Below are 13,386 nucleotides of genomic sequence, written 5' to 3'. Positions count from 1 at the left end.
AATGAGCATTGCGAGTCGGTTTTTAACGCAGCCCGGCCAAGCGCAGTAGGTTTCACGTGATCTGGCTGCCTATACTAGCCAGCCGCTCGGGAAGAACACTGTCGAAACAAGACAGCCAAAGTGGCCAATCAAGACAGTCCACCAGAACAAGAAAAACGCCATGCAAGCACTTGGCTACACCTCCGTTCCCGCCCTGCTCAAATACCTGCGCCACGCCGAGCACCTGGGCGTGGACACGGCCGCCGCGCTCGCCGCTGCCGGCCTGACCGCCAACGACCTCGACGACAACAGCCGGCGTCTGCCCAGCGAAGCCCACGAAAAACTCCTCGAGCATTTGCTGCGCGAGTCCGGCGACCCGCTGTTCGGGCTGCATGCCGGGCACTTTACTCAGCCGGGGTCGTGGAGCGTGCTGGGCTACATCACCATGAACTGCGCGACGCTGGGCGAAGCCATGAGCCGCATCGTGCCGTACGAAAAATTGGTGGGCGACATGGGCGTCAGCCGCCTGGAACCGGCGGGCGACCACCTGCGGCTGATTTGGAGTTGCAGGCACCAGCCCGCTGAAATCCGCCGGCACATGGTCGAAAACGTGCTGACGTCCTGGCTGCTGTACGCGCGCTGGATCGCCGACATGGACCGCTCGCCCCAGGCCGTGTGGTTCGAGCATCCACAGCCACCCGGCACCGAGCTGGCCGAGTACGAGCACGTGTTCGGCTGCCCGGTGCACTTCGAACAGCCGGTCAATGCCCTGCTGGTGCCGATGGAATACCTCAACGTGCCGCTGCGCCAGGCCGACGCCAACTTGCTGCGCACCTTGGAAGAACACGCCCTGACCCTGATGGCCGGGCTGGACGAAGGCGAGCCGCTACCGCTACGAGTGAAAAACGCCCTGCGTTTGCTGCTCAAGGATGGGCTGCCGCGCAAGGAACGGGTGGCAGAAAAATTCGACATGACCGTGCGCACCCTGCAACGGCATTTGCAACTGGAGGGCACCAGCTATCAGGAAATTCTCGACCAGTTGCGACAGGAACTGGCTGAGCACTACCTGACGCGCAGTACGTTGCCGGTGCAGGACATTGCGTATTACCTGGGGTTTACCGAATCACGGTCGTTTCATCGCAGCTTTAAAGGCTGGACGGGGATGACGCCGGGGGAGTATCGGGAGCGGCGTCGGAAGGGATGACGGGTGGCTTCGGTTAGTTTGTTCGGCTTGAGATTCTGGATCCCCGCGTTCGCGAGGATGACGGAGGATTTTCCAGACACCACCGTCATCCTCGCGAACGCGAGGATCCAGAGTTTCGGATCGAAGTGCGGTTGCGGGTTCGCCACATTTCCTGCGTCGGAATAGATCACCAATCGCCTCGATTGCTTTGCCCAGCGGGAGACTCTGGATCCCGAATCGTCGGACCGCCGCGTTCGCGAGGATGACGGAGGTTTTTCCAGACACCACCGTCATTCCCGCGCCACTAATTCAACACTTCACTCAACGGAATAAAATTCACACTATCCCCTTCCCCCAACGTCCGCCCTTCCGGCACTTCCACCAGCCCTTCAGCCCACGCCGCACTGCGCAGCACGCCCGAGCTTTGGTTGCTGTAAAGCACCGCCCTGCCGTCTTCGATACGCGCCCGCAAGTATTCGCGGCGCTCGCCGGCAGTACGCCATACGAACCCGGCCGGCACCGGAAACCGCAGCGGTGTGACTTCGCTCACGCCCATGCGCCGCAGCAAATACGGCCGTGCCAGCAGCGCAAAGGTCACCAAGGTCGAAGCGGGGTTGCCCGGCAAACCAATCACCGGCACGCCACGGAAATGGCCAAACGTCAACGGCTTGCCCGGCTTAATGGCCAGTTTCCACAGCGTCAGTTCGCCCTCTTCGCGCAAGGCATGGCCGAGGAAATCCGCCTCACCCACCGACACGCCGCCGGTAGACAGAATCAGGTCCACCCGTTCAAAACCGCCGAGGCGCTCGCGGGTTTGCTCGAGGTTGTCCGGCAGGATGCCGCCGTCCACCACCTCGCAACCCACTTGCCGCAGCCATTGGCACAGCAAGGTGCGGTTGCTGTTGTAGATCTGCCCTGGGCCAAGCGGCTGGCCCGGCTCGATCAGTTCGTCGCCGGTCGACAGCACGGCCACACGAGGGCGGCGCACCACGGTGAGTTCCGCCACGCCAAGGGTGGCGCACAGGCCGAGCTTGATAGCATTCAAACGCGTGCCGGCGACCAGCACCGCCTCGCCGAGGCGCGTCTCCTGGCCTTGCGGGCGAATGTTCTGGCCGACGTTCAGCGGCTCGGTAAAACGCACGCGGCCGTCTTCGAGCACCTCGGCGTTTTCCTGCATTTCCACCACATCGGCACCCGCGGGAACCGGTGCGCCGGTGAAAATCCGCGCGCAAGTTCCGGGCTGCAGCGGTTGCGGCGCCTGGCCGGCGAAAATGCGTTGGCTCACGGGTATTGGCTCGCCGTGCCAATCACCCACGCGCAGGGCGTAACCGTCCATGGCGCTGTTGGGCCAGGGCGGTAGATCCAGGGTGGCGATCAACGGTTCGGCCAACACCCGACCGTGGGCATCCGCCAGCGCCACGCGCTCGGTTTCGGCGATGGGCGTGGTTTCGGCCAGCGCCAGCAAACGCTCAAGGGCCTGCTCGACCGGCAGCAGCGCGCTGCGTTTGCCCTCAGTCATCCGCGCGTCTCGCAGGGCGCGGCTTGTTTGAGGTGCGGCACGAAATTGCATGGGCGGTGACGGTTATCCAGTTGCTCGGCGAGGATGCCGTCCCAGCCGGTGCGGCAGGCGTTGGTCGAGCCCGGCAGGCAGCAAACCAACGTGCCATTGGCAAGCCCAGCGAGGGCGCGGGATTGAATGGTGGAGGTGCCGATATCCGGCACGGATATCTGGCGGAACAGCTCGCCGAAGCCGTCGACTTGTTTATCCAGCAAACAAGCCACGGCTTCCGGGGTGCTGTCGCGGCCGGTGAAGCCGGTGCCGCCGGTGATGAGCACTACTTGCACCGTGTCTTCGGCAATCCAGGTGGCGACCTGGGCGCGAATTTTATAGAGGTCATCTTTCAGCAGCACGCGGGCGGCGAGGTTATGGCCAGCGGCGGTGAGGCGGTCGACAAACAATTGGCCCGAGGTGTCCGTTTCCAGCGAGCGGGTGTCGCTGACGGTGAGAACGGCGATATTCAGGGGCACAAAGTGTGCATCAGCCTTGGTGTTCATAGGCTCAAATCCGGTTGTGGGGGAGGCAGGTCGGTGTTTATATCACAGCCCTCGCCTCTCTCGCGCCGGAAGCCTGCATGACCGATTTGCCCACCCTGCCCGCCTGTTCCGTTCTGCTATTAGCCGGTGGCCGTGGCCAGCGTATGGGCGGCCAGGACAAGGGCCTGGTGCATTGGCGCAACCAGCCGCTGATCGCTCATTTGCACGCCCTCACCCGGCCGCTCACCGATGATCTGATTATTTCCTGCAACCGCAACCACGCCGCCTACGCGCCTTATGCCGATCGGCTGGTAAGTGATGACAACGCCGATTTCTGCGGCCCGCTGGCCGGCATTCGCGCCGGCTTGGCGGTGGCGAAACATGACTGGTTGCTGGTGTTGCCGTGCGATGCGCCGCTAATTGATTTGGCGCTGATTGCCGCCATGCGTGCCGCCGCGCATCAGCAACAAAAGCCGCTGATGCTGCGTCGCGGCGCGCAATGGGAACCGCTGTTCAGCGTGGTGCCCACCGCCATCGCCGCTGGCGTTGAACAGGCCTGGCAAGCCGGCAAGCGCAGCCCAAGGCAGGCGTTTGAGATTCAAGGCGCGGTGTATTTGGATTTGGCCGAGGACGACCAGCGTTTGGCGAATTTGAATACGCCTGAGCTGCTGCACGAGACGGAGCGCCAGTCAGGTTTCGAACACTCATAGGCCACGGCGTTTCTGTAGGAGCGACTTCAGTCGCGATTCCTGGAAAATGTGTTCTCTTGGAAAACCGAATAAACGCCATCGCGACTAAAGTCGCTCCCACAACTTGGCCTGCACCACTGAACTTGGCCGCTTCGCTTGCGTCTCATGCTTCGTGAAAAAAAAGCATGAACCCTATGCGCAGACATCGGTCTGCACACACCGGAGAAAACCCATGAAGCAGCGGATTATTCCCGCCCTTGTTTTGGCCGCTGGCCTTGTTGCCCTTGCCGCCTGTTCGTCGCCGTCAGTGATCACCTTGAACGACGGTCGCGAGATTCAAACCGTTGACCAACCCGAGTACGACAGCGACTCCGGTTTCTACGAATTCGAGCAGCTCGACGGCAAGCGCACCAAGGTCAACAAAGACCAAGTGCGCACGGTGAAAGAACTCTGAGGCTGCGCCCCGCCCGCTAAAAAGGGGCTAGCGCGGCCAAGAAAAATTTCCGCCTAACCCCTTGTGCACTAAAACTTTTTCAGTAAAATCTGGCCTCATTCGGAGTGTAGCGCAGCTTGGTAGCGCGTCTCGTTCGGGACGAGAAGGTCGCAGGTTCGAATCCTGTCTCTCCGACCAATCCCTGAAAAACCCGCCCTCTTGGCGGGTTTTTTATTGGCCGCGTTTTGGCCTTTACTGGATGCTGTGCAGCCAGCCCACTTCTTCTTAAAAGAGAGCAAACAATGAGCGCGGAAAAAACCGTAAACGGTTATGTGATCAAGCAGATCGGCGCGGGCAATTGGTGGGTGTGTTCGGCCGCTGGCGAGCAAGTGGCCGGCCCGATGCCCACCGAGAAAATGGCCTGCGAAGTGGCCGAGGTCTTTCAGGACACGCCCGCCTCTCCTCGCCGTCGCGGCGAGTCGCGCGACGACTAACGCTTACTGAAGAAAGGCGACAATTTGGTCGGCATCGAACGGCCAGTTCAACTCCGCACCGGTGTCGCAGCGGCGCAGCACCGGAATGCGCAGGCCGTAGGTTTCCACCTGCGTTTCGTCTTCGCCAATGTCGACCAGTTCGACCAGCAAACCGTGTTCAACAAACGGCATCAGTAGCGCCTCGGCCACTTCACATAGGTGACAACCCAGGGTGCCGAAGAGTTGGCATTCGGGAAGCATGACTGCGCCTCAAGCAAAAAGATGAGGCGCAGTTTAGCCCACTCACTGACCGCTGGCAGCGGCCGTCGCGGTGGTGGCTTGCGCTTGCGGCGTGATCAGGCCTTTGAGGCCCTCAAGCAGGCGGTCGTTGAGGGTTTGCGCCTTGTCGAGATCTTCCTGGTCGAAGCGGTCATCCAGACTGAACGCGCCTTTGAGCAGGTCCGACATCACCTTCGCCGGATTATCCGACAAGCCGCTGGCTGTCTGCAGACCGTCCACCAAACTTTTGGCGTAGTCGTTGAGCGCACTGTTGCTGGCGCCGGCTTTGCTGCCGCCGGCCACCGAGCCGTAGGTTTCTGTCGCGCGCACGCTGGCAGTGGTCATGTTCAGCGACATGCTCGCCAGCTGCGTGCCGTTGATATCCAGCTTCACCGCCTGGTCAAACGCGCCTTGCAGATCGCCGGAATAGAACTTGTCGGAGATGTCGGAAACCTTGCTGAACAAATCTTTCAGCGAGGCCATTTCTTCTTCGTTCAGGTCACCGTCCACTTCCACCGAATAGCCGGCCACCTGCATGGTTTTGGTCGATGAACCGTCTGCAGATTTAGTGCTCTCGCTGGACGACGCATTGGCGGCCAGAATGCGTACTTTGTCCCCGTCCAGCGTGGTCAGGCTCATGTCAAAGCTCTGCGCCTGCGCTTGGTAATTGCGGTCGCTGTAGTCGCCGGTAATGGAGGTGCTTTCACCCGGTTGGGTGCCGCTGGCAGGCACGCCTAGGCTTTCGCCGAGCTTGTCCAAACCCGCGGTAATTTTGCTGTAGGTTTCTTCAATGTCGGCGGCGACCTTGCCGCCCAGCACACCCAGCCCATCGAGAATTTTCTTCGCCTCAGCGAAGCCTTTTTCAATGCCTTTGCGTGCCTGCTCGAGCATGTCTTGCAGCTCGGCGTTGTCGGCGCCAGAGGCCGCTTTGCTTTTGATACCGCCTTCCACAAAGCCAAGAATTCGGTCGGCCACTTTGTCGGGCGTGTAGTTGCTGGCTTTGTCGTTCAGGTCGCCGGGCTTGAGGCCCAAACGGTCGGCCAGACGGTTGGCCAAGGTTTTCTGCGGATCGATGGCACCGGCGCCAGCGGACGAAGCGCCCACATTTCCAGTGCGCAGGTTGGTCGGCAGAAAAGCAGCAGATGAAGTAGCCATGGTCGTTTTCCTCGACGAGACATCTGCAAGGTTGACGACACCGTTTGCCAAAAGTTGAGGGCAATTCGCCACACGGCCGACCGATGGTCCTAAGGCTATTTAGGAAAAATCCTATAGCGGAAGCCCTAGCATGCGGCTTAGCGGGCGGACGAAACGGCGGCTCGATTTGGCCCCGGCGCCCGGCCGACTAAGGTCTACAAGGCGCTATTGATTTCCCCGTGCTTAGATTCACACGCGGTCACAAAACGGTCACACCACCACCGACCGATCCGCACACGAGGAGAAAACAATAATGAGCAAAGCTCACCTCGCCAACGCTGTAGCCCTGGCTACCGTTGGCGCTTCGCTAACCCTTCCCACGCTTGCCTACGCAGACTTCATCAAAGACAGCAAAGCCAGCCTGGAGCTGCGCAACTTCTATATGAACCGCGACTATCGCCAGGACGGCAGCCCCAACCCACCGGGCGTGACGGGCAAACCCGGCGAATTTCGCAGCAAGTCTGAAGAATGGGCGCAGGGATTTTTGCTGCGCTATGAATCGGGCTATACCGACGGCACTGTTGGCGTTGGCGTCGACGCGTTGGGCACGCTGGGGGTGAAACTGGATTCCGGCCGTGGCCGCACCGGCACCGGCCTGTTGCAAGTAGACCGCGACACCGGCGAGGCGCAAGACACCTACGGCGACCTGGGCGTCACGGCAAAACTGAAAGCCTCGAAAACCACGTTGAAAGTCGGCGCGCTGATGCCCAAGGTGCCGGTGTTGCAAGCCAACGACTCGCGCCTGCTGCCGCAGATTTTCCAGGGCGGCCAGCTCAACTCGCTGGACATCGACAACCTGACCCTGGATGCCGGCCAACTGAAGCGGGTGAACTACCGCGACTCGTCCGACTACGAAGAAATGGTCATAAACGGCGGCGGCCGGCGCAACATCGTCGCCACGGCCGGGCTGACCAGCGATGAATTCAACTTCGCCTCTGGCAGCTACAAATGGAACGACCAGCTCACCACCGCCTACAGCTACGGCAACCTGGACGAGTTCTATAAACAGCACATCGTCAACCTCACCCACGTGCTGCCACTGGCGGACAAACAGTCGCTGAAATCCGACATCCGCTACGCCCGCTCTCGCGACGACGGCAGCAGTAATGTCGATAACAACGCCCTGGGCGCCATGTTCACCTACAGCCTCGGTGGCCACGCCTTTGGCGCCGGTTACCAACGCATGAGTGGGGACACCGGGTTTGCCTACGTCAACGTCACCGATCCGTTCTTGGTCAACTACGTGCAGATCGGTGACTTCGCCAACAAAGACGAAAAATCCTGGCAGCTGCGGTACGACTACAACTTCGCCGCCATCGGCATTCCCGGCCTGACGTTTATGACCCGCTACCTCAACGGCGACGATGTGGAGCGTGCAGGCGGCGACAACGACGGCAAAGAATGGGAACGCAACATGGACATTGCCTACGTGTTCCAGGACGGCCCGTTGAAAAACCTCGGCGTGAAATGGCGCAACGCCACAGCGCGGTCGAACTTTGGCAATGATCTCGATGAGAACCGGTTGATTGTGAGTTACACGGTTGGGTTGTGGTGAGGCGCTAACGCCCGGCCTTTTAAACTGTGGGAGCGACTTTAGTCGCGATGGCCGTTATGCGGTCCGTCGCCGAAGTACCTTTTCCAGGGATCGCGACTGAAGTCGCTCCTACAGGATCGCGAAAAAATCCGCCCACAAAAAACCCGCCAATCGGCGGGTTTTTTGTGATGCGCTAACGATCAATCCGCCAAGCGCCAGGTGGTCCCGCCCTTACCATCTTCCAGCACCACGCCCATGGCGGTGAGCTGGTCGCGGATGCGGTCGGATTCGCCCCAGTTCTTGTCGGCACGCGCTTGCAGGCGCGCGGCGATCAAGGCGTCTACCTGCGCGGCGTCCACTTTGCCTTCGGCGCCGGCACGCAAGAAGTCGTCCGGCTCCATCTGCAACACGCCCAGCACGCTGGCGAGCTCTTTCAAGCGCGCGGCCAAACCGGCAGCGGCCTGAGCGTCGCTGTCGCGCAGGCGGTTGATCTCGCGGACCATTTCAAACAACACGGCGCACGCTTCCGGCGTGCCGAAGTCGTCGTTCATGGCGGCGCTGAAGCGTTCAACGAATGCCTCACCACCGGCAGCCGGCACCGAGGGCAACCCTTTTAGCGCGTGGTAGAACCGCTCCAGCGCGCCCTTGGCTTCTTTGAGGTTGTCTTCGGAATAGTTGATCGAGCTGCGGTAGTGGCTCGATACCAACAGGTAGCGCACCACTTCGGGCTGATACTTTTCCAGCACGTCGCGAATGGTGAAGAAGTTGTTCAACGACTTCGACATTTTCTCGCCGTTGATCCGGATCATGCCGCAGTGCATCCACGCGTTGGCGTAAGGCTGGCCGGTGGCCGCCTCGCTCTGGGCAATCTCGTTTTCGTGGTGCGGAAATTCCAGGTCGTTGCCGCCGCCATGAATGTCGAAGGTGTCACCCAGGCAGCAAGTGGACATCACCGAGCATTCGATATGCCAGCCCGGACGACCCGCGCCCCACGGCGATTCCCAGCTCGGCTCGCCCGGCTTCACGCCTTTCCACAGCACGAAATCCAGCGGGTCCTCCTTGGCTTCGTCCACTTCGATACGGGCGCCGATGCGCAGGTCTTCCACCTTCTTGCGCGAGAGCTTGCCGTAGCCGAGGAACTTGTTGACGCGGTAGTACACGTCGCCATTGCCGGGGGCGTAGGCGTAACCCTTGTCGATCAGGGTCTGGATCATCGCGTGCATGCCGTCGATATGGTCGGTGGCACGCGGTTCCATGTCCGGCTTTTTGATGTTCAGGCGCGCTTCGTCTTCGTGCATCGCATCGATCATGCGCGCGGTCAGGGCGTCGAAGCTCTCGCCGTTTTCCCGGGCGCGGTTGATGATTTTGTCGTCGATGTCGGTGATGTTGCGCACGTACGTCAGGTCATAGCCGCTGAAACGCAACCAACGGGTGATCAGGTCGAACGCCACCATGCTGCGGCCGTGGCCGAGGTGGCAGTAGTCGTACACGGTCATGCCGCACACGTACATGCGCACCTTATTGCCGTCCAGAGGTTTGAACGGCGCTTTGGTTTTGGTCAGCGTGTTGTAAATCGAAAGCACGTTATGTCCTCACGCCCACGAATCGCGCAGGGTCACGGTGCGGTTGAACACCGGCCGGCCAGGTTGCGAGTCTTTGATATCAGCGCAGAAGTAACCTTCACGCTCGAACTGGAAGCGGTCTTCCGGCTTGGCCTGGGCCAGCGACGGCTCGGCGCGGCAGCCGGTGAGCACTTGCAGCGAATCGGGGTTGATGTTGTCGAGGAAGCTTTTGCCCTCTTCTGCCTTCTCCGGATTCGGCGAGCGGAACAGGCGGTCGTACAGGCGCACTTCGCATTCGATGCTCGCCGCTGCCGGCACCCAGTGGATCACGCCTTTGACCTTGCGGCCTTCCGGGTTCTTGCCGAGGGTGTCGGGGTCGTACGAGCAACGCAGCTCGACGATATTGCCGTCGGCGTCTTTGATCGCTTCGTCGGCGCGAATCACGTAGCTGCCGCGCAGGCGCACTTCACCGCCCGGTTCCAGGCGCTTGTAGCCTTTTGGCGGCTCTTCCATAAAGTCGTCGCGGTCGATGTAGATTTCGCGCTCGAAGGGCAAGGCACGCACACCCATGTCGTTTTTCGGGTGGCAGGGCAGCTCAAGGTTTTCGACCTGACCTTGCGGGTAATTGGTGATCACCACTTTCAACGGACGCAGCACGCACATGGCGCGCGGCGCGTTGTGGTCGAGGTCGTCACGAATGGCGAATTCGAGCATGGCGAAATCGACCACGCCGTCGGAACGGTTGGTGCCGATCATTTCGCAGAACTTGCGGATAGACGCAGCGGTGTAACCGCGACGACGGAAACCCGACAACGTCGACATGCGCGGGTCGTCCCAGCCATTAACGTGCTTCTCGTCAACCAGTTGCTTGAGCTTGCGCTTGCTGGTCACGGTGTAGCTCAGGTTCAGGCGCGAGAACTCGTACTGACGCGGCGTGGCCGGCACCGACAAGTGGTCCAGGAACCATTCATACAGCGGGCGATGTCCTTCGAATTCCAGGGTGCAAATGGAATGGGTGATGCCTTCGATGGCGTCCGACTGACCGTGGGTGAAGTCGTAGTTCGGGTAGATGCACCACGTGTCACCGGTCTGGTGGTGATGGGCGTGACGGATGCGGTACAGGATCGGGTCGCGTAGGTTCATGTTTGGCGACGCCATGTCGATTTTGGCGCGCAGCACGCGAGCGCCATCTTCGAATTCACCGGCTTTCATGCGCGCGAACAGGTCGAGGTTTTCCTCAACCGAGCGGTCACGGAACGGGCTGTTCTTGCCAGGCTCGGTCAGCGTGCCGCGGTATTCCTTGGCTTGCTCGGGGCTCAGGTCATCGACATACGCGTTGCCGGACTTGATCAGCTCAACAGCCCAGTCATGCAGTTGGTCGAAATACTGCGAGGCATAACGCACGTCGCCGTTCCACTGGAAACCCAGCCACTGCACGTCGCTCTTGATGGCGTCGATGTATTCCTGGTCTTCCTTGGCCGGGTTGGTGTCGTCGAAGCGCAGGTTGCACACGCCACCAAACTCCTCGGCCAGGCCGAAGTTCACGCAGATCGATTTGGCATGACCAATGTGCAGGTAGCCGTTGGGCTCCGGCGGAAAGCGGGTGACGATCTGGGTGTGTTTGCCGGAGTCGAGATCAGCCTGAACGATTTGGCGCAGGAAATTGGCAGGTACAACCGGGGCGGCTTTGCCGTCAGCGGCGGGAACGGCAGCGGAGTCGTGAGTAGGCTTGCTCATAGGATCCTTGAACGTACAGGTGCGCAGCCAGGGTAGGCCGACCAAAACAAAGCGCTTATCATAGCCGAAGCTGTCAACCCCCTGACAGGCCTTCGAATTTCTCGACAGAGTGGATTTTTCCAATGATCAAGCTGCACACCAACCACGGCGTTATCACCCTGAACCTGTTCGCTGACAAAGCGCCAGAGACCGTTGCCAACTTCGAGGAATACGTGAAGGCTGGCCACTACGACAACACCGTTTTCCACCGCGTTATCAGCAATTTCATGATTCAAGGCGGCGGTTTCGAGCCAGGCATGAAGCAGAAAGCCACCCGCGCCACTATCAAGAACGAAGCCAACAACGGCCTCTCCAACAAAGTAGGCACCGTGGCCATGGCCCGCACCATGGAGCCGCATTCGGCCTCCGCGCAATTCTTCATCAACGTTTCCGACAACAACTTCCTCGACCACAGCGCGCCGACCGTTCAGGGCTGGGGCTACACCGTATTCGGTGAAGTGGTTGAAGGCATGGACGTGGTCACCAAAATCAAAGGCGTGGCCACCACCATGAAGTCCGGCCACCAGGACGTTCCGGTTGATGACGTGATCATCGAGCGCGCCGAGATCGTTGCCGAGTAAGCCGTTTGATCACTCTTCTGATCTCGGATCTGCACCTTGAAGAACAACGCCCGGACATTACCCGGGCGTTTGTGCATTTTCTTGCTGGCCGCGCCCGCACGGCCGGCGCTCTTTATATTCTTGGCGACTTCTTTGAAGCGTGGATCGGCGACGACGCCATGAGCCCGTTCCAGGCTTCCATCGCTCAAGCCCTGCGCGAACTGAGCGACAGCGGCACCGCCATTTACCTGATGCATGGCAACCGCGATTTCATGCTCGGCCAAGGTTTTTGCCGCGCCGCCGGCTGCACGTTGCTGGCCGACCCGACGAAAATCGAGCTGGGCGGCGAACCGGTTTTGCTGATGCACGGCGACAGCCTGTGCACCCGCGACGAAGCCTATATGCGCCTGCGCCGCTACTTGCGCCACCCGCTGACCCTGTTCATCTTGCGCAACCTGCCCCGTCGCACCCGCGAACGGCTGGCGCGCAAACTGCGCAAGGAAAGCAGCGCGCAAACGCGAATGAAAGCGGCGGATATCGTCGATGTCACGCCCGAAGAAGTGCCGCGCCTGATGGCGCAATATGGCGTGCGCACCCTGATCCACGGCCACACCCACCGCCCCGCCGTTCACCGTTTGCAAGTAGACGGCGAAGCGGCACGACGAATCGTGTTGGGCGATTGGGATAAACAGGGCTGGGCGTTGCAGGTGGACGATCAGGGGTTTGCGTTGGCGGCCTTTGAGTTTGTTGAGGGCTAAGGGCGCGCTATCTGCACTGTAGGAGCGAGCTTGCTCGCGAATGGATGCCCTGGCCGACATTGCCGCTGGCCTTGGCACCGCTTCGCGAGCAAGCTCGCTCCTACGATTCGGTTGGGGTCTGGCGGATTACGCCAACTCAGCCACAACCGCCGCCAGCGCTTGCGATGGACTCGCGGCCTGGCTAATCGGCCGACCAATAACCAAATAATCCGAACCGGCATCCAGCGCCTGACGCGGCGTGAGAATGCGGCGCTGATCGTCTTGCGCGCTGCCCGCCGGACGAATACCGGGCGTCACCAGTTGCAGGTTCGGGTGCGCGGCTTTCAGCGCCTGCGCTTCCTGCGCCGAACACACCAGGCCATCCATGCCCGCCTTCGACGCCAGCCCGGCCAAGCGCAATACCTGCTCTTGCGGTTCGATGTCCAGACCAATACCCGCCAGGTCTTCACGCTCCATGCTGGTCAGCACGGTAACGCCGATGAGCAGCGGCGTCGGGCCGTTGAACTTGTCCAGCGTTTCGCGGCAGGCCGCCATCATGCGCAGGCCGCCCGAGCAATGAACGTTGACCATCCAAACGCCCATCTCGGCGGCAGCTTTTACCGCCATGGCGGTGGTGTTGGGAATGTCGTGAAATTTCAGGTCGAGGAACACCTCGAAGCCTTTGTCACGCAGGGTGGTGACGATGTCCGAGGCGCAGCTGGTGAACAACTCCTTGCCGACCTTGACCCGGCACAGCGCAGGATCGAGCTGATCGGCCAGCTGCAATGCAGCTTCGCGGGTGGGGAAATCCAGGGCGACGATGATGGGAGTCTGGCAGGCGGACATGGGCGACGGGTCTCGAAGGTCGGTGATGTGTTCAGTGGTCGAAATCGGCGCGCATTGTAGCGCAAGCCACCCGCGCTGCGGCATGGCCGGCGATCAGCATTGCCGGC

14 protein-coding genes and 1 tRNA gene are annotated in these 13,386 nt (G+C 60.8%); 8 read left to right on the top strand and 7 right to left on the bottom strand.

Going from position 1 to position 13,386, the window contains the following annotated elements; all coding sequences use genetic code 11:
* Nucleotides 1-160: 160 nt before the first annotated feature.
* Nucleotides 161-1,183: an AraC family transcriptional regulator GliR gene (gene gliR, locus ACZZ0Q_RS09520; RefSeq protein WP_463539196.1), complete on the top strand. Its 1,023-nt coding sequence runs from the start codon at nucleotides 161-163 to the stop codon at nucleotides 1,181-1,183.
* Nucleotides 1,184-1,466: 283 nt separating this feature from the next.
* Here the strand turns inward: gliR and ACZZ0Q_RS09515 are convergent, their stop codons facing one another.
* Nucleotides 1,467-2,681 carry a molybdopterin molybdotransferase MoeA gene (locus ACZZ0Q_RS09515; RefSeq protein WP_463539197.1) on the bottom strand — a complete coding sequence of 405 codons (1,215 nt, stop codon included), beginning with the start codon at nucleotides 2,679-2,681 and terminating at the stop codon, nucleotides 1,467-1,469.
* Nucleotides 2,678-3,217 (bottom strand): molybdenum cofactor biosynthesis protein B, encoded by a 540-nt coding sequence (moaB, locus tag ACZZ0Q_RS09510; RefSeq protein ID WP_463539198.1) that lies wholly within the window; start codon nucleotides 3,215-3,217, stop codon nucleotides 2,678-2,680. The genes ACZZ0Q_RS09515 and moaB overlap by 4 nt, the downstream gene beginning before the upstream one ends.
* Before the next feature lie 77 nt (nucleotides 3,218-3,294).
* Here moaB and mobA point away from each other — a divergent pair, with 77 nt between their 5' ends.
* The 4 genes from mobA (at nucleotide 3,295) to ACZZ0Q_RS09490 (ending at nucleotide 4,812) form a co-directional block, all read left to right on the top strand.
* A complete protein-coding gene (mobA, locus tag ACZZ0Q_RS09505; RefSeq protein WP_463539199.1) occupies nucleotides 3,295-3,906 on the top strand; it encodes a molybdenum cofactor guanylyltransferase MobA in 612 nt (203 codons plus the stop codon).
* Between the two features lie 211 nt (nucleotides 3,907-4,117).
* The gene (locus tag ACZZ0Q_RS09500) at nucleotides 4,118-4,339 is read left to right on the top strand and encodes a YgdI/YgdR family lipoprotein (RefSeq protein WP_463539200.1); all 222 of its coding nucleotides are present in this window, start codon (nucleotides 4,118-4,120) and stop codon (nucleotides 4,337-4,339) included.
* A 100-nt stretch (nucleotides 4,340-4,439) separates the two neighbouring features.
* Nucleotides 4,440-4,516: transfer RNA gene (locus ACZZ0Q_RS09495), tRNA-Pro, on the top strand.
* 104 nt (nucleotides 4,517-4,620) lie between these two features.
* Nucleotides 4,621-4,812, top strand: a complete 192-nt coding sequence (locus tag ACZZ0Q_RS09490; RefSeq protein WP_122450560.1) for a hypothetical protein — start codon at nucleotides 4,621-4,623, stop codon at nucleotides 4,810-4,812.
* Between the two features lie 3 nt (nucleotides 4,813-4,815).
* On the opposite strand, the gene ACZZ0Q_RS09485 is transcribed toward ACZZ0Q_RS09490, so the two are convergent.
* Together ACZZ0Q_RS09485 and ACZZ0Q_RS09480 are read right to left on the bottom strand one after the other, a co-directional pair.
* Nucleotides 4,816-5,052, bottom strand: coding sequence for a glutaredoxin family protein (locus ACZZ0Q_RS09485; RefSeq protein ID WP_463382986.1), 237 nt, complete (start codon nucleotides 5,050-5,052; stop codon nucleotides 4,816-4,818).
* A gap of 42 nt (nucleotides 5,053-5,094) precedes the next feature.
* Nucleotides 5,095-6,225, bottom strand: a complete 1,131-nt coding sequence (locus ACZZ0Q_RS09480; RefSeq protein WP_463539201.1) for a DUF5610 domain-containing protein — start codon at nucleotides 6,223-6,225, stop codon at nucleotides 5,095-5,097.
* Nucleotides 6,226-6,517: 292 nt separating this feature from the next.
* Here ACZZ0Q_RS09480 and ACZZ0Q_RS09475 point away from each other — a divergent pair, with 292 nt between their 5' ends.
* The gene (locus ACZZ0Q_RS09475; protein ID WP_463539202.1) at nucleotides 6,518-7,819 is read left to right on the top strand and encodes an OprD family porin; all 1,302 of its coding nucleotides are present in this window, start codon (nucleotides 6,518-6,520) and stop codon (nucleotides 7,817-7,819) included.
* A gap of 179 nt (nucleotides 7,820-7,998) precedes the next feature.
* On the opposite strand, the gene cysS is transcribed toward ACZZ0Q_RS09475, so the two are convergent.
* The gene (cysS, locus tag ACZZ0Q_RS09470; RefSeq protein ID WP_463539203.1) at nucleotides 7,999-9,381 is read right to left on the bottom strand and encodes a cysteine--tRNA ligase; all 1,383 of its coding nucleotides are present in this window, start codon (nucleotides 9,379-9,381) and stop codon (nucleotides 7,999-8,001) included.
* A gap of 9 nt (nucleotides 9,382-9,390) precedes the next feature.
* Entirely contained in the window at nucleotides 9,391-11,097 is a 1,707-nt protein-coding gene (locus tag ACZZ0Q_RS09465) for a glutamine--tRNA ligase/YqeY domain fusion protein (protein ID WP_463539204.1), read from the bottom strand.
* Nucleotides 11,098-11,219: 122 nt separating this feature from the next.
* Here ACZZ0Q_RS09465 and ACZZ0Q_RS09460 point away from each other — a divergent pair, with 122 nt between their 5' ends.
* Together ACZZ0Q_RS09460 and lpxH are read left to right on the top strand one after the other, a co-directional pair.
* The gene (locus tag ACZZ0Q_RS09460; protein ID WP_463539205.1) at nucleotides 11,220-11,717 is read left to right on the top strand and encodes a peptidylprolyl isomerase; all 498 of its coding nucleotides are present in this window, start codon (nucleotides 11,220-11,222) and stop codon (nucleotides 11,715-11,717) included.
* Nucleotides 11,718-11,725: 8 nt separating this feature from the next.
* Nucleotides 11,726-12,454 (top strand): UDP-2,3-diacylglucosamine diphosphatase, encoded by a 729-nt coding sequence (gene lpxH / locus ACZZ0Q_RS09455; RefSeq protein WP_463542202.1) that lies wholly within the window; start codon nucleotides 11,726-11,728, stop codon nucleotides 12,452-12,454.
* 126 nt (nucleotides 12,455-12,580) lie between these two features.
* Here the strand turns inward: lpxH and pyrF are convergent, their stop codons facing one another.
* Nucleotides 12,581-13,279, bottom strand: a complete 699-nt coding sequence (gene pyrF, locus ACZZ0Q_RS09450) for an orotidine-5'-phosphate decarboxylase (protein WP_122495360.1) — start codon at nucleotides 13,277-13,279, stop codon at nucleotides 12,581-12,583.
* Nucleotides 13,280-13,386: the final 107 nt, after the last annotated feature.

The sequence above is a fragment of the Pseudomonas sp. AC070 genome (assembly GCF_979258635.1).
This window is presented reverse-complemented; position numbering and strand designations above follow the sequence as displayed.